This is a genomic window from Rossellomorea aquimaris TF-12 (assembly GCF_001648555.1).
GTDB lineage: Bacteria > Bacillota > Bacilli > Bacillales > Bacillaceae_B > Rossellomorea > Rossellomorea aquimaris.
Map to the genome: position 1 here is coordinate 15,205 of NZ_LQXM01000023.1, position 20,035 is coordinate 35,239.

The following is a 20,035-nucleotide window of genomic DNA, read 5'->3' on the forward strand; positions in this document are numbered from 1 at the left end:
ATAAATCTTACATTATATTTACGTTTCGGAACAGGATGGGTTTCATAATTTCATTCAATGGTAAACGAAGCTTTGTCTATCCACTTAACCTCTGTAACTTCTTTCAAGTCCTCAACTAATTGAAATAGGGCATCGTCCTTCCACTTGGCTTCAATCATACAATCAACTTGATCAACGGTTTCTTTTATCCCATGTAAAAAATCTAAAAACATCTTTGAATCAATTGTATCTCCATGTGCTTTAAACTCTTCAGGTGAGCGGGGACTCGAAATGTGCATTTTAACAGATAACGGAGATTGACTCCACGTCTGAACAATTCGATCCCAATCCAACTTCCAATCCCTTTCGTTGTATGCAAGGTGGTGATGATAATCGAATACAAGAGGAATCCCCAGCTTCTCACAAAGATATAAAGCATCCGCTGCACTAAACACCGTATCGTCATTCTCTAACATAATCATTCGTTGAAGTGAAACAGGGGTCAAAGCCCAATTATGTATAAATTGCTCCAATGCCTTCTCCTTGTCATCATAAGCTCCTCCAACATGAAGCACACACCGGTGAGTGGGATCAATGCCCATCCCCTTTAATAAAGCCTCATGCATTTTTAACGTTTTGAACGTATTTTTCAACACATCCACATCTTTCGTATTTAAAAGCACAAAGTGATCAGGATGAAAATCCACCCGCATGGGATGCTCATTCAAATAGGCTTTTATATCATCAAGAGCCGGTTTCAAAGGTGTAATAAAATCCCACCCTTTCAATTCCGGATGATTAGCCAGTGGAATTAACTTTGAGCTAAATCGAAAAAACTGGATGTCATTAAATACATTATGCTTTAACAAACGAAGGCAATTTTCAAGATTTGACCGGGCAATCCGCTCAAGCCTTCCAATCGCCGCCTCTCGATCCTTTATCCCCGAAAATTGTTTATACGTCATCGTTTGCGAAGGAGAAGCATTTTGAAGGTTCATACTCATGGCCACATAGCCAAGCTTTATGAGTGTCATGGTTGGGTGACTCCTTTTTTGGTTAGTATGTGCGTCGTGAGGAGAATTATTTTACAGAAATACTTATGTAACACGCCCTCTACTATACGTAGTACCTTTTAACGTACCACTTGAAAGTAAATTAGATGATTTAAGTATTTTAGTTGCTATTTTTTGAGATTCCAAATTAAGAAACCACCGCAGATCACGATTAGTGTGTTTATTATCGATTAGCAGTAAATAGTCTTCAATCGCATCCTGATCTGAAAAAGATGAGCATTTACTACAAAACCAAGAGGAGCTCACTCTTTGGAGTGGTATAAAGTTGCATTTTTTGCACTGAACACCTCTAAGAATAGCCTCCTTTGGGATATTTAACTTTTCTAGAAAATTATATTCTTGTGAAGAATGATTTTTTAGAATAGCACGTTTTATTTTGGCTATATCTATATCAGAAACCATTTTACTTGAAAATTGACTATTCAAATCCATTATTCGATCAATCAAATTTTGGGAATGTATTATTTTTAAATAAGATGAAAGGGGCTTAGGAAGGGTTGTATATTCAAGAATAGTTGCAGGGTTACTAATAACTACTAGAAAGTCAATCGGAGGGGCCTTTAATTTATTCACAAGAAACCATTTTTGGAGAAGAAGCTTTTGTCTTGTAACTTGAGAAACAGGGTCTATAAAGCCCTCTGTCTTATCATTATAGATTCTTGTACATTGCCTGATTTGGGGATCAATTCTCATTATCCCAGTAAGATTCTTAACCTCGATGATAAGTGCATAATGGGGAGTCACAACGAGAGTGTCTATTTGAAAGTAATGAGGATTTAACGGAAGTCTAATATCGTGGAAAATCATGTATTTCTTATCATTCAAAAAACTCAAATGATAATCTACCCTTTTTTCACCATAATAACCTGCTTTTCTTTTCTTTAAATCAGCTTCGATTAAAGGTACTTTCTCATAATTAGGAGGTAATCTTCTTAGAGCGGCTTCGTTCTGCATAATTCTTAAAGGTACTTCTCTTTTTTTGTATATCAATTTATCACTCCTATGTAAATTGGTATATATTAATTTCGACAATAAAAGTACATTTCCTGTTTGATTATGTAGAATTCCAATATTTTTTTGCCGGAGTGATTTTTATAATATATAGGCCATTTTTGAAGTTTACAAGCCATTATGAGAATTTATAGGCCGTTTTAAATATTAATGAGCCATTTTAAAATTTTATAAGCCAATTACCTACTTTTATACGCCAATTTACATTATTAGAAAAACAAAACCAAACACAAAAAAACACGACAACCTAAGTCATCGTGTTTTCATTATTATTAAGATTGTGAAGAAGAGTTGTAAGACTTGCGTCGGTTAGACGATTGAGGTCTGCCTCCGCCGCCGCTACGGTTACGGTCTCCGCCACGGCTTGCGCCGCCTCCGCGATTTCCGCCGCCGCGGCTGCTTCCACCGCGACTTCCGCCTTTACCACTGCGTGCTCCACCTTTGTATCCACCGCCGCGATTTCCGCCGCCACGATTTCCACCTCTTGATGGTAGAGGACGTTCTTCTGTGATTTCAACTGGAGTTGTATCTGGCTCTTTTGTTAATACGCGAATAGCTGCTGCTACTGCTTGAACCGGATCATGATCTCCTAGGAATTCTTCTGCTAATTGATAGTAATCTTTAAGATCACTTTCTTTAGCCGCTTCAGCTAATTTTTCAAGAGCTAAGCGTTGTTGACCTTCAAGGGCTTCGTTTAAGCTAGGTGGCTTAAGAGCCGTCATTTTCTTCTTCGTTGTTTGTTCAACGATTTTCAGGTAACCCATTTCTCTTGGTGTTACAAAAGTGATGGACATACCCTTCTTACCTGCACGACCTGTACGTCCGATACGGTGAACGTAGCTTTCTGGGTCTTGAGGAATGTCAAAGTTGTATACATGCGTTACGCCTGAGATATCTAAACCACGAGCAGCAACGTCTGTTGCGATAAGAATATCGATACGGCCTTCTTTGAACTTTTTCAGAACTGTCATACGACGAGCTTGAGAAAGATCTCCGTGAATTCCTTCTGCCAGGTAGCCGCGGATACTAAGTGCTCTAGCTAGTTCGTCTACTCTACGCTTTGTACGACCGAATACAATCGCTAGTTCAGGTGATTGTACGTCGATTAAACGTGAAAGAACATCGAATTTTTCTTTTTCGCTTACTTTAGTGAAGTATTGTTCAATGTTTGAAACCGTTACTTCTTTTGATTTTACTTTGATTACTTCTGGCTCTGTCATGAAACGGTTCGCAATGCGACGAATCGGGTCAGGCATTGTTGCAGAGAATAGAAGTGTTTGTCTTGTGCTTGGAACAGTCTCAAGAATGCTTTCGATGTCTTCGATGAAGCCCATGTTTAGCATTTCATCTGCTTCGTCAAGTACAAGTGTTTGAACGTTTTCAAGGTTCAGTGTTTTACGTTTGATATGGTCTAGTAAACGACCTGGTGTACCAACGATGATATGAGGGTTCTTTTTCATAGCACGGATTTGGCGTTGAATGTCCTGTCCGCCGTATACAGATAGCACGCGTGCACGCTTATCTGATCCAATGCGATATAATTCTTCTGATACTTGAATTGCAAGCTCACGAGTTGGTGCAATAACAAGCGCTTGAACATTTCCGTTCTTAACGTCGATTTTCTCGATCATTGGAATACCAAATGCTGTTGTTTTACCTGTTCCAGTTTGTGCTTGACCGATAATATCTTTACCTTCTAAACCGACTGGAATCGTACTTGCCTGAATTGGTGTTGCTTCTTCAAAGCCCATACGTTTGATTGATTTCAACGTAGATGCGCTTAAGTTTAAATCTGCAAACTTAGTCAATGTTACATTCTCCTTTAATTTACATCTTTTATAACTAATCAATATCTGATTATATTTTTAGGTCGGAACGAAATCTTACCCACCGAAAGACTTCGGTATCTAATCTAAAATCGTCTATATGAGATGTGATGTTTTAGTTTATGTTTATGTTTCATACAAAAAAATACACTCTTCAAAATACGAAGAGCAGCACGTCCAACATAATAGAACTATGTTGTAGTAATGTTACCACTTCTAGAAATGAATTTCAATCAAATGTAAAATAGTCAATCTATTCATTTTGCAAGAAATGGTAGATCTCTCCAAAAAGTTCGTGCTTATCTTCACTATGGCAGATTAAGTGCTTCGCTTTTGAGGAATAAAATAGGTTCTTTTCTTCAGAAGATATGGTTTCGTATATATATTTTGCACTTTTAGGTGGGACTATCCCATCATTTTCTCCTTGGGCGATAAAGGTTGGGATGTCAATCTTTGTGAGCAGCGGACGAACGATACGTACTACCTTTCGAAACTCATAGGTGGAAAGGATCGGGGTTTTCGTTACTTTATATTTATAACGATTATAAAGCTCGTTTTCAAGAATGTTGCCTTCTAACCCTTCTTTGATTAAATTACCAATATCTTTTACGAGCTGTTTGAAATTCACATAATAGGCCGCTGCACTTAATAGTACTAATTTCTCGACATTATATTTCACTGATAGATACGAAGCGATTAATCCCCCCATTGAAAAACCAATTACATAGACCTGGTCACATCGATCCAGAAGGGTTTTGAGTTCATTTTCAGCATGTTCTAACCACTCGATGTGTTTAATTCCTTTTAATTCTAGGTTTTTACCGTGGCCAGGTAAGGTGGGCACAACGATATCCCAATCTGTTCTCTCCTCTAAATAGTCGGCTAATGGCTCCACCTCGTATGGTCCTCCAGTGAATCCATGAATGAGTAAACAACCAATCATTCGTCATCCCTACTTACATTTTAAAGAATAGAGGAGAGAGACGGGTATGAAACCATCCTCTCCTACAACATTTTGTTCATTTGTAACCTTGTTTAAACTTATGATTTTTTAATTCCTTCAATAATTTCTTCAAGCTTCATTCCTCTAGACGCTTTGAACAATAATAACTCTTCCCCTTTTATCAAGGTTGATAATTCATCCTCAAGAGCTTTTTTATCTGTAAAAGAATGCACTCTTTCGGATGAGAAGTGTTCTAATGCACCTTTTGCAATCACGCTACCAAGATTTCCGTAGGTAAATACGTGCTGTACTTTTTCAGGGTCAATCAGAGTGCCGATTTCATAATGAAATTCTTCTTCTTTGTCGCCAAGCTCTAACATATCCCCTAAAATTAACATTTTGGTGTGATAGCCTTCTAGCTCTGAAACAAGTTGAATGGCAGCTTTCATTGAGGTTGGACTGGCATTATAGGCGTCATTGATGATTTTCTCACCCTTCTTACCTTCCACCATTTCCATTCTCATTTGAGTTAGCTTCAAGGACTTCAATCCTTCTTTCATCTCTTCCACCGTTACATTAAATTCTTTTGCAATCAAAATGGCTGCTAATGCATTGTGGATATTATGCTGTCCCAGTACTGGAAGGAAAAACATTTCTCCTTTTGCCAAGGACGTTTCGAAGTAACTGCCGTTTTGATTCATTTCAATTTTCGTCGGGTAGATTGAGTTGAATTCACTTCGTCCAAAGGTTTTGACATGTTTAACCTTCAGTTCCTTTACCTGTTCTTGTAAAAGCGGTTCGTCTCCATAATAGGCGAATAGCCCATCTTTCTTCAATCCTTCCACAATCTCAAGCTTGGCTTTTGTAATTCCTTCACGGGAACCAAGGTCTTGAAGGTGAGACTCTCCAATATTTGTTACAATCGCTGCATCAGGCTGTGAAATAGTAGATAGTAGTTCAATTTCTCCGAATCCACTCATTCCCATCTCCAAAACGGCAACTTCAGCGTCATGTGGAAGTGAAAGAATCGTTAATGGGAGACCTATATGGTTGTTGTAATTGCCTTGGGTTTTATGGACCTTGTATTTCACTGCAAGGATATTTGCAACAATATCCTTTGTTGTCGTTTTTCCGTTGCTTCCCGTGATACCAACTACTTTTAGATCAAGTTGATGACGATACTGGTTCGCTAAGGATTGAAGAGCTAATAATGGATCCTCCACAACGAATACGGGGATATCTTCGGGAGGATTCGGAACATTGACATCCCAGAGAGCTGCAGATGCACCTTTTTCAATCGCATTTCGGACAAACTGATGCCCATCCACATTTTCCCCTTTAAATGGGACAAACAAATTTCCTTTTTCGATTTTTCTCGTATCAATAGACACTCCTTGAATCACAATGTCTTCAAATTTAGAAAGATCATTTTTCACATCCAGCATTTCGCATATTTCTTTAACACTCTTCTCAAACATTTGCGTTCTCCTTTTATTCCTTCAGTATTTTTTAGTATTTCGAAATGAAAACAGATGAGGGACTGCCTCGAGAAATGCATCCGCTGGACAGTCCCTTATCAAGTATTACATTGTGTGTTTAATGGTTTGCTTTTCTTGATAACGTTCTAATCCGAGGTCTACCAATTTCCCAATAAGTGTTGGATAGTCTACACCAGTGTGTTTCCATAAAAGCGGGAACATACTGTATGGTGTAAAGCCTGGCATGGTGTTTACTTCATTCATGTATATTCTGCCATCTTCTGTCAGGAAGAAATCTGCTCGAACTAATCCGGAACAGTCAAGTGCTTTAAAGGATTGGATGGCGATTTCTTTCATCTTGTCAGCCACGTCTTCCTCGACTTCAGCAGGGATGATAAGAGCAGTATCTCCATCTTCATATTTTGATTTATAGTCATAGAAGTCTGTCTTCGGAACAATTTCACCTGGAACAGAGCATTGTGGTTGATCATTGCCAAGAACACCGATTTCAATCTCACGGGCTTTTACGCCTTCTTCGATGATGATTTTGCGATCGAATTGGAATGCTTCCTGGAATGCTTTTGCCAGTTCATCTCGAGAGGAACATTTACTTATTCCAACAGATGAGCCCAGGTTGGCAGGTTTTACAAAGCAAGGGTAACCAATTTCTTTTTCCACACTTTCATAAGCTTGCTCCTCATTCGCTTTCCACGTACTGCGAATAAACCATGTGTAATTTACTTGTGGTATACCGGCTTGGGCAAATAAATTCTTCATGATGACTTTATCCATTCCTGCTGAGGAAGCCAACACGCCATTTCCTACATAAGGAAGATTTAATAGTTCCAGCATTCCTTGTACAGTACCATCTTCACCGTTAGGTCCGTGAAGAAGGGGGAAAATCATATCATATCCTTCTCCTTTTTCTGATGAAGAAATGGATGTACTTAATGCGTTAGGTGAAATTTCTTCACCGTTGTTAAACTGTAGCTCTTTCACATCTTTTACAGGTGCGTTTAATTGCGGTCCCTTCATCCATTCTCCTTCTGTGGAAATGAAAATAGGGTGGATATCAAATTTATTTAAGTCCAAGGCTCCAATTACAGCCTTGGCTGTTTGTAAAGATACATTATGTTCAGCGGATTTTCCGCCGTATAATAAACAAAGTTTCGTTTTCATGTATGAGTAACCTCCAATTAGCAATAGATGTTTCTATTTTATCACTTTCATTCCAAAGGGAAAGAATGATTCACATGGAAAATAATATTTCCCACATTTGTCCTTGATTCAAAAGACATTGTTTCCCTTAAAAGTTCCATATATATGTATGTAAGGGTAACCTCGTCTTGCCACAAGCGATTATTTATTTGAATACACTTAAAATTCCGCCTATTACTGAAACTATTATCATTTAGATCTAACCGTTGTATAATCCTCCTAACGCAAACATTTGTATTTTTAAGGAGGACATCTAGATGAGAAAGCTTGGTTTACTTCCTAAGATTCTTTTAGGTATTGCTTTAGGTATTGTCATCGGTGCATTTGCACCAGAATGGTTTGTAAAACTATTCGCTACGTTTAATGGACTTTTCGGTAATTTTTTAGGATTTGCTATTCCCTTAATTATCATTGGCTTCATCGCTCCCGGAATTGGCTCGATGGGAAAGGGAGCTGGAAAGCTACTGGGACTTACAACAGGCCTGGCTTACGGTTCAACAGTATTAGCAGGTATTCTTGCTTTTTCCGTTGCAAAGACTATTTACCCATCTTTATTAGCAAATCAAACTTCTCAATCATTTGAAAACCCTGAGGAAGCTCTTCTTAAGGGATTCTTCACAGTAGATATGCCTCCGATTATGGGTGTAATGACAGCCTTGCTAATTGCTTTTACACTTGGGTTAGGAATGGCCGCTATCAAAGGCGATACTTTACAAAAAGGAATGAATGAATTTAGAAACATCATCGAACTTGTTATAGAAAAAATCATTATTCCTTTACTGCCGGTTCATATTCTTGGTATTTTCGCTAATATGACTCAAGGTGGTCAAGTTAGTTCGATTATGTCTGTTTTCGCAAAAGTATTTGTGATGATTATTGTTTTGCATGTATTCTTTCTAATTATACAATATACAACTGCCGGTTCATTACGAAAGCAAAATCCATTTTCTATGATGAAAGGCATGCTTCCAGCTTATTTTACAGCACTGGGGACTCAATCTTCCGCTTCAACCATTCCCGTAACGCTTGAACGTTCGAAGAAAATTGGAGCTAGGGAACGAATTGCCGACTTCTCCGTACCGTTACTGGCAACGATTCATTTATCTGGAAGTACGATTACTCTTGTTAGCTGTGCCATGGCCGTAATGTTTATTCAAGGGGAAGCGCTGACATTCACTCAGCTTTTCCCATTCATATTGATGTTAGGAATTACGATGATTGCTGCCCCTGGTGTTCCAGGTGGTGCTGTTATGGCTGCACTGGGACTCCTTGAATCCATGCTGGGCTTTGGCCCAACCATGACGTCCCTGATGATTGCCCTTTACCTGGCTCAAGACAGCTTCGGTACAGCCTGCAACGTAACAGGTGACGGAGCCATCACCTCCATCGTGGACAAACTAACTCAAAAGAAACCCAAACCCGTCTCAACCGTAAAAGCGGGTTGACTGGATTAATAATAAAAGAAGGTCCGTCCCTCAAATGAGGGACGGACCTTCTTTTTATTTAATAACAAGTACAGGACGATCAGATTTTTGAAGTATTTTGTGGCTGACGCTTCCAAGTACGAGCTCTTGAAGTGCGTTAAGGTCTCGGCTTCCTACAACAATCAGATCCACATCTAATTCTTTGGCAGCTTTCAACACGGACTCACTTGGATCTCCTTTTTCCATGCGCAGTTCATAGTGAATGCCTTCCTTTATAAATATATCTGTTACAGGAAGCAGTTTCTTTTCTCTTTCAACCTGAATGGAGAACGTGTCGGTACCTGTTAACACATCATGTTTGGAAGTCTCGTAATCTACAACATTGATTAGTGTTAATTGATATTCTGAGATATTCTTCATCATTTCTACTACTTGGTGGGCTGCTTTTTGAGAACCCTCGGACCCATCTGTTGCTAATAAAAATTTCTTCATGCTTTCACCTACTTTTCCCTCATTGTAACAACGTTTTTCTCCCCCTACAATGAATACCTTTTCATCAAAGTATCCACTTCCCTACGCGTTGGCATTCCACCTTGGGCACCAAAGGCAGTAACGGATATAGATGCAGCACGGTTAGCAAAACGAAGACTGTTCAAAAGGTCCATGCCCTCTGATACCCCTACTGCAAAAGCGGCGTTAAATGTATCTCCTGCTCCTGTTGTATCAACTATGTCAACTGGATAAGCAGGAACAACGACCATTTTATTTCCGTCAAAATAGCGCACTCCTTTTTTTCCTTCCGTGAGAAAGAGCTTATTTGGGAGATTCCTGAGTGATTCTTCGATCTCTGCTCCATCGAATAGTATAGAAGCTTCGTGCTCATTTGGCGTAATGTAAGAGGCCGCTTCCATAAGCTCATCCTTGACTTTCCGTGCCGGGGCAGGGTTAAGCATCAGCGGCACGCTATGCTTTTTACATACACTTCCGACAAAACCAACGGTCTCTTTCGGGATTTCCTGTTGAATTAATACCATTTGAGATTGAGAGATCACTTCTTCTGCCTTCTCAATCACGGAGGGGGTTAATCGGGCATTCGCACCCTGGACGACAATGATACTATTGTCCTCCTCAGCTAAGACAATATGAGCTGTACCGCTTTCTCCCTTTACCACTTTCATATAACTAGTGTTTACTCCATTACTCTGCAAATTAGCAAGAATCTCTTTTCCATAATGATCATCTCCAATACAACCAATCATATGGACTTCTGCACCTAATCTAGCTGCAGCCACAGCTTGGTTCGCCCCTTTTCCCCCTGGTACTGTTTTGAAGGATTCCCCTAATACGGTTTCACCTGCTTTGGGTCGTTTAGACGATGTGACTACTAAATCCATGGAACTGCTTCCGATCACTGTAATCTTGGCCACAAATTCTCACCCTTTCTTGTTTAAAAATATCTTTTTCCCATCATGACACATTCCCTACAGCTGATGTAAGCAATGAGTCTTCGCTACAAGGAAATTTCTGTATAATAAAAGGGGATATCTTTTGAAGGAGGGCTTTAAATTGAAATTAACAGGTAAGCGTGTAACACTAAGAAAAGCTGAAGAAAAAGATGTAGAAACAATATGGGAATACGTTCATAAAGACCCTTCCCCAGAATGGAAGAAATGGGATGCACCTTATTTTGAACATAAACGACTGTCTCTTGAAGACTTTATAGAGTCCTCTTTAAAAAACCAAGACCGCAACCATGAATTCCAGCGAATCATCGAGGTGGATAGCAAAGTAATCGGAACAGTCAGCTACTATTGGGAATATGAGCCCACTAGATGGCTGGAAGCAGGCATCGTCATTTATAACCCTGCCTATTGGAATGGTGGTTATGGCACTGAAGCTTTGGAGATGTGGGTGGATCATCTTTTTGAAACAAAAGAAATTGGCCGAGTAGGCATCACTACTTGGTCAGGCAACGAACGAATGATGAGGGCTGCGGAAAAAATCGGTATGCAGCTTGAAGGACGTATGCGAAAGTGTCGCTACTATAATGGTGTCTACTATGATTCTATTCGAATGGGCATCATACGAGAAGAATGGGAAGAGAAACGTTCCCAATAGAGGAGCTTTTTTATGAAAACAATCATTTTAATAGGTGGCGGACATAGTCACCTATTTTGCTTAAAAAAATTGATTCAACAAAAACAGGCAAACGAAAAATGGATTCTTATTTCTCCATCTCAATACCAATACTATTCCGGCATGTTTTCCGGATACACAGAAGGAATTTATTCTCTTGAAGAGACTCGAATTGATTTGAAAGCCTTATGCGATTCATCAGGATGTGATCTCGTCGAGAGTACTGTTCTATCTATCGATCCACATGCGCAGCATTTACTAACAGATAAAGGGGAGGTTTTAAACTATGATATTGTCTCCTTTGATATCGGTTCAAAAAATGATTCTCTTGAAATAAAAGGGTTGCAAAAGCAAAACCTCCCGATTAAACCAAACTATCGATTTCCAGAACAAATTAAAAAACTACATAGAAGTCCACGAACCGCTTTTATCGGTGGAGGATCTGCAAGCATTGAGATGGCCCTTTCATTGAAAGCCTGGAAAGAATCAAACGCACATCACCACCATACGATTTCAGTCATCCACTCCTCTCCCCTTTTAGAGAAAGCAGGTTCAAGTACCTCTAAGAAAATAACGAAATTGGCGGAAGCTAAAGGAATAGAACTATACCCATCACGAGTTGAGAGAATATCCGATGAATATGTATGGACGAATGATGATTCCTCCATTCCATTCGATGAAGTCATTTTTTTAGGAGGACCCAAAGCACCTCCTCTATTTGGAAGCAGCAAGTTAGCAACAGATGAACAAGGGTTTCTTTTACTAAACTCCTACCTCCAATCTGTTGATTTTCCAAATGTCTTTGGTGCCGGTGACTGCGGAACATTAATTGACTTCCCCCATACACCCAAAAACGGAGTCACTGCCGTCAAACAAGGACCGATTTTATGGAATAACCTGCTCGCTGCCAAAAACAAAGGAAAACTGCTACCCTTTGAGCCTCAAAAAAGACATCTAGCCATAATGTCCGTTGGCAATAAGACAGGGTTTTTAACGTATGGTTCTTTTTCTTTAGTGAGTAATTGGGCTTGGAGGTTGAAGAATTGGATTGATGTGAGGTTTATATGGAGGTATGGTGGGTGAGGTGTTTATTGTATCAGTTTAGGAGCGAGATAATATATCCTTCCTCTATTATCTCCTTCAGATTCTATTTTGAGAGAGCTTAAGATATCAACCGCCGTTCTTCTCGAATGAAGATGGAGATAAGAACGTAATTTTTTTTTTGTTATTTCAGGAGAAACTAAATAATAATAGTCTTCTAACGCTCTAATGTGGGCATCTTTGGAATAAGTACTACAAGTACTGCATTTCCACTTCCCACGCATTCTAATCATCGGAATCAATAAACATTCTGGGCATTGTACACCTGTGACAATATCATGAGTTGAAATATTGTAAGTTTTTTCGGGTGAAGGCTTGTATTGGACATTACTTTTCAACAATTGCTTTGTCATTTTATTCATAATCTTTTGGGATACTAACTCTTTTTTATTCGATGTAACTTCAATGATTTTAGACATTACATCTTCTAAATGAATAACTTTAGAAAGTTCCCTTTTATTAGGGTTTGTTGTTCTAATGATGGTAGAGGGGTTACTTATCACTACGAGGTAATCTATGGGGAGAGAAGGAATGTTATACATCGTTAACCAATCTCTTAGTTGTCGCTGGTGTCTTTTAGCTTGAGATAAAGGATTTGAAAAACCCTCTTCCTGGTTGTTGATTTTTCGTGTGTACTGGTTAAACTCATTAAAAAAAGTCACTGTTCCAGCAATACTTTTAACTTCAATAATCAATATACAAAAAGGTGTTAATAATAAAGTGTCTATTTGAAAATAATAATCTCTTAAAGGTAATCGAAGATCATGGAACACTCTTACATTTTTATTGTGTGTCAAACTTTCTAAATGATAATCAAGTTGCTGTTCTCCTTTATATCCAGCAAACCGCTTACGTAAATCCTCTTCAATTTTATATCTCATGGGATGATTATTAGACAGTCTATTTAACAACGCTTCATTCATGAGAATTCTAGGGGGAATTCCTCTTTCTTTTATTAACAAATGACCACTCCTTTGAATTTTTTTACTTCTTTCTCTATTTTATATATAAATTCCTGCTATTTTAGACAAAAATATTCGATTGAGTTGGTACTGTGTTTTGAAGAATGTGCGATTTTTGAGGGGAAATGTGCGAAATTCCAAGAGAAATGTGCGAAATCAGCTCATAAATGTGCAAAATTGTGAACGTACACACATCGCCCCCACACCACAAAAAAACACGACCACCTCCCAGCAGTCGCGCCTCCATTATCTAAACACTTCTATAAACTTCTTACTAATAGCCGGCACCGGCCCGTCAAATAACTTTTCTCTCCAATACAAGTCGGCTACCTGCTGGACAGCGGCGGCATGGTTAGGATACGGGTAGACCATATTGGATAAGGCTCCAATTTTACTGCCTTTTTCCATGGCGAATAATACGGGCTGCATCCAGTCTGCTGCACCTGCACCTAGTGCGTGGGCTCCTATGATTTTGCCTTTTGAATCAGTGAGGATTTTCACCATTCCATCTGTTTTATGGTCGGCAACAAAGCGATCGACTTCGTCCAGACTCTTTTTGTATACTTTATAGTCAATGCCTAGTTCTGTTGCTTGTTCTTCGGTTAAGCCCACGTGAAATATTTCTGGGGTGGTGTAGGTTGCCCAAGGTAGTTTGTTATAGGATACCTTCCGCTTCAGGCCAAATACGGCATTTTGGACGACGAGTTTCCCTTCCATTCCTGCTGCATGGGTGAATGGGTATTGGCCATTTACATCCCCGATGGCAAAAATATGAGGCTGACTGGATCGTAATTGATCATTTACTGTGATGAATCCTTTTTCATCTACTTCTACACCTGCTGCTGATAGGTTTAACGATTCTGTACTAGGTTTTCTTCCTGTAGCAAGAAATAACAGGTCGCCTGTAACAGAGTGAAGGACTCCATCCTTTATGTAACGAACAGTCTTTCCTCCATTGCCTTCGGACACACTGTCGATTTCTACTCCATAAATAAACTCCATTTCTTTTTCTAAAACATTTGTCGCCAGGTCACGGATCTCTTTATCTTCTTTGACTAAGATTTCATTATGTTTTTCCAGAACAACCGCTTCTGATCCTAGGTGAGAAAAGGCTTGTGCTAATTCTAACCCAATAGGGCCTCCACCTATAAATATGACACGTTTAGGTAAGGTATCTATGTCAAAGACAGATTCGTTGGTGTGATATTCCACATCAGAAAGTCCGTCTATGTTAGGGATTAGTGGACTGGAACCCGTAGCCACGACAATTCTCTTTCCTTGTAAACGGTCTTCTTTTTCAACAAGAATGGTGTGTGGATCCAGAAACTCTGCCCCGCCAAAATAAATATCAATACCTAATTGTGTGAAGCGGTGAGGGTCATCGTGCCGCTGAATATGAGCGATGGCTCCTTGGACACGCTCTTTCACTTTTTTCATATCCAGTGTACCACTTGTTTTAAATCCGAAATCTGAGCTTTTTCTCATAGCTAATACTTCTCTTGCTGCTTCGATGAATGCTTTAGAGGGAACACATCCAAAGTGCAGACAGTCTCCCCCTAGTAGTCCACTTTTTTCGACAAGGGCGACTTTTGCACCTAAGGAAGCGGCACCTGACGCTACGGTTAATCCTCCTGCTCCGCCTCCAATGACAATTAAATCATATTGATTCATGAGTATCTCTCCTTATGACAGTATTCGTTTTGCTTCTAGGAATCGTTGTAAGCCTGTAAACACTTCTACTATGAAAAACAATAAAGTTGACCACAATAGAATGGATGGGAATAGCATCATGACACTGAATAAAATAAAGCCTTCTGTTCTTTCCGCTAAGCCTGCCTGATAATAAAAGGATTTCATTCCTTGTTTCTCCGTAACCGCCCCAACGGTTAAGAAGATGGTCATGGAAACAATAACGGAAACACTTAATAAAAGTAGAGCCCACATGATATCAGGGTGTAGGAATGCCACGCCTAGAATCACGCTTATTTCGACGATTCGATCAAAGGTTACGTCCATCACAGTTCCAAATGGAGAGGGCTTCGTTAAGCGCGCCATCGTTCCATCTACTGCATCTAAGAAACCTGAGAGCCATAGTAAGATAACCGCGAGTACAGGATGTCCGAGATAGTAGACCAGCCCGGTGGATGTACCAATAATAAAGGCAATAAAGGTTACACCATTGGCCGTTAAGCCTTTTCTTAATAAATAGCGACCTGTTCCTTCTATACTTGGTTGAACCAATTTCCGGGCATGGGTGTCTAACATCTGTTGTCACATCCTTTATTTATTGTCTTTATTTGATAACCCTAACAGGGATTTCATTTTGTCTTTCATTATTAAGGGAACCACAATGATGATAAGGAAAATTCCTATGGCAATATATAAATTAGTTTTATCTTCCCCTATTAAGCTTGACCCAAGGAATACATAACCAAACGCCCCAGGAAGGATTCCTATGGCAGTAGCTAAAATAAATGGGATATACCTTACTTTACCCATTCCTGCCAAATAACTGATTAAATCAAAGTTTAAAAATGGAACCAAACGTAATAGTAAAACATAGAGAAAGCCGTTCTCTTCCATTTTACGTTGAATCTTCAACATGCGCGGTGAGGGGTTCTTTAATAGCTTTGACCCAAGAAAGCTTGAAGCAATATAAGCCACCGTCGCTCCTCCAAGGGCTCCAAACAGGATATAAATAAAGCCTTCCATGGCCCCAAATGCCAGTCCGGCTGCCAAAGACAAAATAGATGCTGGAAAAAGGATTAAAGGACGAAAGGTGTAAACGACGATAAATACAATCGGAGCCCATATACCAAACGAAATAATCCAATCTCTAATCTCCCCTGGTCTAACGTTTAAAAAGTTACGACTTAACCATATTAGAAAAATTAAAATGGCAATAAAGGCAATTAACTTAATGATTTCTTTCTTCTTCATACATTTCCCCCCCTTCTACCATTCCCTAAACGTTTGGATACTCTCCCTGTCTGCATAAAGCCAAATCTCTTTACTTGAGGGTTCTATTTTAAGAGGTACATTCATTTTTTGGTCCAGTTCGTCTACATTCACTTGATATACATCTTCCCCTGCCATAAAGAGCTTTTTAACAAGCTTTCCTTTCCATTTCAAGAAAGAGGGGTTTGTATTAGCCTTCATGTTCACTTTAATATGTTTACTGTGAACAAACTGGTTTGGATGCAGGATTAGTCCATCACTTAAAAAAGAAGCTACAAACGAATTGTTTGGGTGATAATACACTTCCTCGGGTGTTCCGATTTGAGAGAAGCTCCCATCATGTAAAACGGCTACACGATCTCCCATTTCATAGGCTTCATCTCGGTCATGAGTAACAAAAATAACCGTCGTTTCTTCCTCTTTAAACATTTTCAATACCCATTCCCTCAGCTCTTTTCTCAATTGTAAATCGAGGTTGCTAAATGGTTCGTCTAATAGAAGAAGCTTAGGTTTTAAGATTAAGGTTCGTATTAAAGAAACTCTTTGTTGCTGCCCTCCAGAAAGTTCAGCAGGATAATGATATTTAACATTGCCAAGCCCTACTTTTTCAATATACTCTTTTGCTTGTTGAACATTTCCCTTGTTTTTTTGTTTCATTTTTAATCCGTACATCACATTTTCTAACACATTCATGTGTGGAAACAATAAAGGCTGTTGAAAAACCATACCGATCGGACGATTGTGCGCTTTTAAAGACGTCACATCCTTCCCATCAATGGTAATGGATCCTGATGACGGTGATTCTAACCCAGCTACTATTCGGAGGAAGGTTGATTTTCCTGACCCTGAAGTTCCGACTAACGATAGGATTTCACCTTTTTTAACTGAGAGCGTTAATTCTTTTAAAATCGTTGATTTGTTAAATGTTTTGGATATTTGACTGATGTGAATAAATGCAGACAAATTACTTCCTCCCCTTCCATTGTCCATAAGGGAGTAAAATTTTCAAACACCCTTCAAGAAGTAAATACATGGCGATTGGGATTAATGCAAATAGGATGGAGAAGGCGGCCATGACGGACTCATCGGCCGTATTGGTAAATGGAAAATAAACCATGGCTAATGTCACAACATTCCCTCCACCAATAATAGCTGTCAGCACATATTGACTAAGACTAATCACAATCGTTAGAAAAAGAACGCTTCGTATACTAGGCAAAAGGAGCGGTAATTCAATATGATAAAACTTTTGCAGCACCCTTCCACCTAGTAGGGTTGACTGCTCCAGTAGCTTCACACCTATTCTTTCATACCCTGTTTTAAACATTTTGATGCTGTATGGCACGGTCGGTACTAAGTGGACAAGTGCCACACCCATCCAATGATCTGCCAGACCGTATCGAATAAAAGTGATGTGAAGTCCAATAGCAACGATTAATACCGGCATAAAAAGGGGTAGCAGTAATAAACCTTCTATTACTGTCTTTCCTTTAAACGAAGAGTGAGCAAGGACTTTCCCTGATAATATGCCAATGACTAGATTAAGGAACAACACAACTAAAGCAATTCCTACTGACACACCTATTGATTCTGTAATTTTGTCTTCCCTAAATAGGAGTTCCCAAGCCCTCATCGTTGGTTCTGTTGGAAGTGGGCTTCCCCACCTCCAAATACCAAAAATGCTTTTATAGAGTAAAAAGACGATTGGAAAAACAAATAAAATGAATGATACCACATAAAGCATTATTTTTTTCATATGTTCACCTCTAATGTCCAATCCCCTTGGTAATATTCATCCGTTTTTTATTCATAAAGTAAAGAAGGAACCACATGAAAAGACCGATAATAATCCCGACAAACACAAGAGATGCAAAGGCTAACGGACGGTCGCTCCAGTTTCCACTATAAAACCAGTCATATGCCACAATCGCAAGCATTTGAGGAGATGTGACTCCCAGCAACTGTGGAACTTCAAAGGCTGTAAAGATAAAGGCAAATAGAATGGCACCCGTTTCAATTAATACCGGGAAAATAAACGGCCACTCCGCTGCCCAAAAAGCTTTGAAGCGTGTTGCCCCAAGGACAGAAGCCACCTCGTTATACTCCTTTGAAAAGGTAGCATAGACAGGTAGGAGCATTAAGGTAACGAACGGGACTTCTTTCCAAACATACGTCAAAATAATGCCTATGCCTCCCGTATCCTGCACAAGAATGGGAAATTGACTGCGTTCTCCCAACAAACCTGCCAGGGAAAGAAGGTTCGAAAACAATCCGCTTTGACTGAGAAGCAAATACACCAGGTACCCCCATACAAAGTGTGGAAAAAGCATAGGAATCCAAACAAGAAGCTTATACTTATTATTCTTTAATAAAGGAGCGAATCCCTTAACGATGCCTAGACCAATGACGAGAGAAAGGACTGTTGAAATCATTGTCACAGTAAAGCTATAAAGAACGGATGATAAGAATCGCTTGTGCCCGAAAAGTTCCTGATAGTGTTGAAGTGTAAAAGCCTCGTCGCTTCTAATACTTTCAAGGATCGCCAACCCAAGTCCCAGGCCAGGAATAAGGAGTAGAAAGAGCAGAGCCGGTAAGAGTAATAGTGCGTTATTGACTCTCTGCCACTTCACGAATCCAACTCTCCTTCAACCACTCTACATAACCTGCATCTAATTCACTCTGAAAGTTCTTTTCCAATATTGTTGGTTCTAATACACTCTCACCACGATCAATGCTTTTGAACTTTGATCTCCACTCATCATTTAATTGGTTAAGGGAAATCGGTGAACTTTCCCCCCAATAAGTTGGCTTTAACTTTTCATACTGTGCTTCTGGAGATAGGAGATGATTAATGGCAACCAGTGCGCCCTGTTTATTTGGACTATTAAAAGGAATCGCTAAGAAATGAGTATTCCCAATAGAGCCCACATCCTCTAAGATGAAGGACTTCGTATTTTCTGGAAACACTCCGTCCTTTATCATGTGTTCCGCTCTCGCTTCGTTGTATCCCATCGTCATCCATATTTCTTCTTGACTGTACAACTTATCTAAGTCCGTTAATGTAGAAGGATAAGTTTCTCCACTTCTCCACAAATCCGGTTTTAGTTCATTTAATTCCTTCCACACATCTTCACCCAAAGAATTTGCCGTCTCTTCATTAAACTCTTCCTTTACCAAGCTTTGGGGATTATCAGAAGATGCATAAAGAAGGTGGCGTAAAAAGGCGTTTCCTGTAAAATCTGATGGGTCTGGATACGTAAATTTCCCTGGATTCTCTTTTATGAATGCTTTTAGCTCTTCAAAGGTTTTAGGGGGGCTCTTCACTTTATCTTGATTGTAAAAGTAGACAAATTGCACTTTGCCCCAAGGTGCTTCAAAGCCTTCTGTCTTTGTTCCAAAATCATATTGAAACGCTGTACTTTCTGTATCGTAAAATTCAGTAAAGTTAGGAAGCTTTTCTGTAAATGGACCTGCAAGCAGACCATTTTCTTTCGCGTTTTTAAAGTTTTCTCCATTGATCCATACGATATCGATGGTTCCCTTTTCTTTCCCTGCTTTTTTTTCTGTTTGAAGTTTTTGAAGAATTTCGCTTGTATCTAGTGGTACCCGACTTAAGTCCACTTCATATTGTTCTTTTAAGACAGGAGCTACCACTTCATCGATATAACGGTTAATCCCATCATCTCCTCCCCACATGAACATATTCACCTGAGTGCCTTCCGCTTCAGATGCGATTTCCTCCCATGAAGATTCAGGAATAACACTCCCTTCTTCTTCCTCCGTCCGACCACAAGCAGATAATATTATTAAAAAAAAGATACTTAATATAGCCATCCATTTTTTCATTGACCTATTCTCCTTCGCTTTTTCTATAAGGTTCTTTTTACAAGGATTGTTGTTTTATAACATGAGTTCTGCCAATGGCT

At 39.4% G+C, this 20,035-nt stretch carries 19 protein-coding genes; 3 read left to right on the plus strand and 16 right to left on the minus strand.

All coding sequences use genetic code 11. The features are described from left to right. Window positions 1–50: 50 nt before the first annotated feature. The 6 genes from uvsE to IQI_RS05250 all read right to left on the minus strand — a co-directional run bounded on the left by uvsE (window position 51) and on the right by IQI_RS05250 (window position 7,489). Window positions 51–1,013 (minus strand): UV DNA damage repair endonuclease UvsE, encoded by a 963-nt coding sequence (uvsE, locus tag IQI_RS05225; protein ID WP_064091617.1) that lies wholly within the window; start codon window positions 1,011–1,013, stop codon window positions 51–53. Between the two features lie 63 nt (window positions 1,014–1,076). Next, window positions 1,077–2,042, minus strand: a complete 966-nt coding sequence (locus IQI_RS05230; protein ID WP_064091618.1) for a nuclease-related domain-containing protein — start codon at window positions 2,040–2,042, stop codon at window positions 1,077–1,079. Window positions 2,043–2,335: 293 nt separating this feature from the next. Then, window positions 2,336–3,871 carry a DEAD/DEAH box helicase gene (locus IQI_RS05235; RefSeq protein ID WP_064091619.1) on the minus strand — a complete coding sequence of 512 codons (1,536 nt, stop codon included), beginning with the start codon at window positions 3,869–3,871 and terminating at the stop codon, window positions 2,336–2,338. 271 nt (window positions 3,872–4,142) lie between these two features. Beyond that, window positions 4,143–4,832 (minus strand): alpha/beta hydrolase, encoded by a 690-nt coding sequence (locus IQI_RS05240; protein WP_064091620.1) that lies wholly within the window; start codon window positions 4,830–4,832, stop codon window positions 4,143–4,145. Window positions 4,833–4,930: 98 nt separating this feature from the next. Beyond that, window positions 4,931–6,310: a UDP-N-acetylmuramoyl-tripeptide--D-alanyl-D-alanine ligase gene (locus tag IQI_RS05245; RefSeq protein ID WP_064091621.1), complete on the minus strand. Its 1,380-nt coding sequence runs from the start codon at window positions 6,308–6,310 to the stop codon at window positions 4,931–4,933. Window positions 6,311–6,415: 105 nt separating this feature from the next. Continuing rightward, window positions 6,416–7,489, minus strand: a complete 1,074-nt coding sequence (locus IQI_RS05250; RefSeq protein ID WP_064091622.1) for a D-alanine--D-alanine ligase — start codon at window positions 7,487–7,489, stop codon at window positions 6,416–6,418. A gap of 296 nt (window positions 7,490–7,785) precedes the next feature. Between IQI_RS05250 and IQI_RS05255 the strand changes: the two genes are divergently transcribed. Then, window positions 7,786–8,973 (plus strand): dicarboxylate/amino acid:cation symporter, encoded by a 1,188-nt coding sequence (locus tag IQI_RS05255; RefSeq protein ID WP_064091623.1) that lies wholly within the window; start codon window positions 7,786–7,788, stop codon window positions 8,971–8,973. A 54-nt stretch (window positions 8,974–9,027) separates the two neighbouring features. On the opposite strand, the gene IQI_RS05260 is transcribed toward IQI_RS05255, so the two are convergent. Both IQI_RS05260 and rbsK read right to left on the minus strand, forming a co-directional pair. After that, window positions 9,028–9,444 (minus strand): universal stress protein, encoded by a 417-nt coding sequence (locus IQI_RS05260; protein ID WP_064091624.1) that lies wholly within the window; start codon window positions 9,442–9,444, stop codon window positions 9,028–9,030. Window positions 9,445–9,488: 44 nt separating this feature from the next. After that, entirely contained in the window at window positions 9,489–10,379 is an 891-nt protein-coding gene (gene rbsK, locus IQI_RS05265; protein ID WP_064091625.1) for a ribokinase, read from the minus strand. A 139-nt stretch (window positions 10,380–10,518) separates the two neighbouring features. On the opposite strand from rbsK, the gene IQI_RS05270 reads away from it, so the two are divergent. Further along, the gene (locus tag IQI_RS05270) at window positions 10,519–11,070 is read left to right on the plus strand and encodes a GNAT family N-acetyltransferase (RefSeq protein ID WP_064091626.1); all 552 of its coding nucleotides are present in this window, start codon (window positions 10,519–10,521) and stop codon (window positions 11,068–11,070) included. A 12-nt stretch (window positions 11,071–11,082) separates the two neighbouring features. Beyond that, window positions 11,083–12,171, plus strand: a complete 1,089-nt coding sequence (locus IQI_RS05275; RefSeq protein ID WP_064091627.1) for an FAD-dependent oxidoreductase — start codon at window positions 11,083–11,085, stop codon at window positions 12,169–12,171. Between the two features lie 5 nt (window positions 12,172–12,176). On the opposite strand, the gene IQI_RS05280 is transcribed toward IQI_RS05275, so the two are convergent. The 8 genes from IQI_RS05280 to IQI_RS05315 all read right to left on the minus strand — a co-directional run bounded on the left by IQI_RS05280 (window position 12,177) and on the right by IQI_RS05315 (window position 19,955). After that, window positions 12,177–13,151, minus strand: coding sequence for a nuclease-related domain-containing protein (locus tag IQI_RS05280; protein WP_064091628.1), 975 nt, complete (start codon window positions 13,149–13,151; stop codon window positions 12,177–12,179). 246 nt (window positions 13,152–13,397) lie between these two features. Then, a complete protein-coding gene (locus IQI_RS05285; protein WP_064091629.1) occupies window positions 13,398–14,822 on the minus strand; it encodes a dihydrolipoyl dehydrogenase family protein in 1,425 nt (474 codons plus the stop codon). Between the two features lie 12 nt (window positions 14,823–14,834). After that, window positions 14,835–15,416, minus strand: a complete 582-nt coding sequence (locus tag IQI_RS05290; RefSeq protein ID WP_064091630.1) for a CDP-alcohol phosphatidyltransferase family protein — start codon at window positions 15,414–15,416, stop codon at window positions 14,835–14,837. A gap of 15 nt (window positions 15,417–15,431) precedes the next feature. Next, on the minus strand, window positions 15,432–16,091 hold the full coding sequence (locus IQI_RS05295) for a TVP38/TMEM64 family protein (protein WP_064091631.1): 660 nt from the start codon (window positions 16,089–16,091) through the stop codon (window positions 15,432–15,434). A gap of 15 nt (window positions 16,092–16,106) precedes the next feature. Next, window positions 16,107–17,072: an ABC transporter ATP-binding protein gene (locus tag IQI_RS05300; protein WP_064091632.1), complete on the minus strand. Its 966-nt coding sequence runs from the start codon at window positions 17,070–17,072 to the stop codon at window positions 16,107–16,109. 1 nt (window position 17,073) lies between these two features. Then, complete coding sequence (locus IQI_RS05305) at window positions 17,074–17,865, minus strand: ABC transporter permease (protein ID WP_064091718.1); 792 nt, start codon at window positions 17,863–17,865, stop codon at window positions 17,074–17,076. 10 nt (window positions 17,866–17,875) lie between these two features. Beyond that, window positions 17,876–18,739 carry an ABC transporter permease gene (locus IQI_RS05310; protein ID WP_064091633.1) on the minus strand — a complete coding sequence of 288 codons (864 nt, stop codon included), beginning with the start codon at window positions 18,737–18,739 and terminating at the stop codon, window positions 17,876–17,878. Then, window positions 18,717–19,955 carry an ABC transporter substrate-binding protein gene (locus IQI_RS05315; RefSeq protein WP_064091634.1) on the minus strand — a complete coding sequence of 413 codons (1,239 nt, stop codon included), beginning with the start codon at window positions 19,953–19,955 and terminating at the stop codon, window positions 18,717–18,719. Before IQI_RS05315 ends, IQI_RS05310 begins: the two co-directional genes overlap by 23 nt. Window positions 19,956–20,035 lie beyond the last annotated feature (80 nt).

What these genes read in the sequence shown, in the direction of transcription:
- IQI_RS05245 (WP_064091621.1), bottom strand. Translation starts at nt 6,310, where the DNA reads ATGTTTGAGAAGAGTGTTAAAGAAATATGCGAAATGCTGGATGTGAAA.
- IQI_RS05295 (WP_064091631.1), bottom strand. Translation starts at nt 16,091, where the DNA reads ATGAAGAAGAAAGAAATCATTAAGTTAATTGCCTTTATTGCCATTTTA.
- IQI_RS05315 (WP_064091634.1), bottom strand. Translation starts at nt 19,955, where the DNA reads ATGAAAAAATGGATGGCTATATTAAGTATCTTTTTTTTAATAATATTA.
- IQI_RS05260 (WP_064091624.1), bottom strand. Translation starts at nt 9,444, where the DNA reads ATGAAGAAATTTTTATTAGCAACAGATGGGTCCGAGGGTTCTCAAAAA.
- IQI_RS05305 (WP_064091718.1), bottom strand. Translation starts at nt 17,865, where the DNA reads ATGAAAAAAATAATGCTTTATGTGGTATCATTCATTTTATTTGTTTTT.
- uvsE (WP_064091617.1), bottom strand. Translation starts at nt 1,013, where the DNA reads ATGACACTCATAAAGCTTGGCTATGTGGCCATGAGTATGAACCTTCAA.
- IQI_RS05255 (WP_064091623.1), top strand. Translation starts at nt 7,786, where the DNA reads ATGAGAAAGCTTGGTTTACTTCCTAAGATTCTTTTAGGTATTGCTTTA.
- IQI_RS05275 (WP_064091627.1), top strand. Translation starts at nt 11,083, where the DNA reads ATGAAAACAATCATTTTAATAGGTGGCGGACATAGTCACCTATTTTGC.
- IQI_RS05290 (WP_064091630.1), bottom strand. Translation starts at nt 15,416, where the DNA reads ATGTTAGACACCCATGCCCGGAAATTGGTTCAACCAAGTATAGAAGGA.
- IQI_RS05285 (WP_064091629.1), bottom strand. Translation starts at nt 14,822, where the DNA reads ATGAATCAATATGATTTAATTGTCATTGGAGGCGGAGCAGGAGGATTA.
- IQI_RS05250 (WP_064091622.1), bottom strand. Translation starts at nt 7,489, where the DNA reads ATGAAAACGAAACTTTGTTTATTATACGGCGGAAAATCCGCTGAACAT.
- IQI_RS05240 (WP_064091620.1), bottom strand. Translation starts at nt 4,832, where the DNA reads ATGATTGGTTGTTTACTCATTCATGGATTCACTGGAGGACCATACGAG.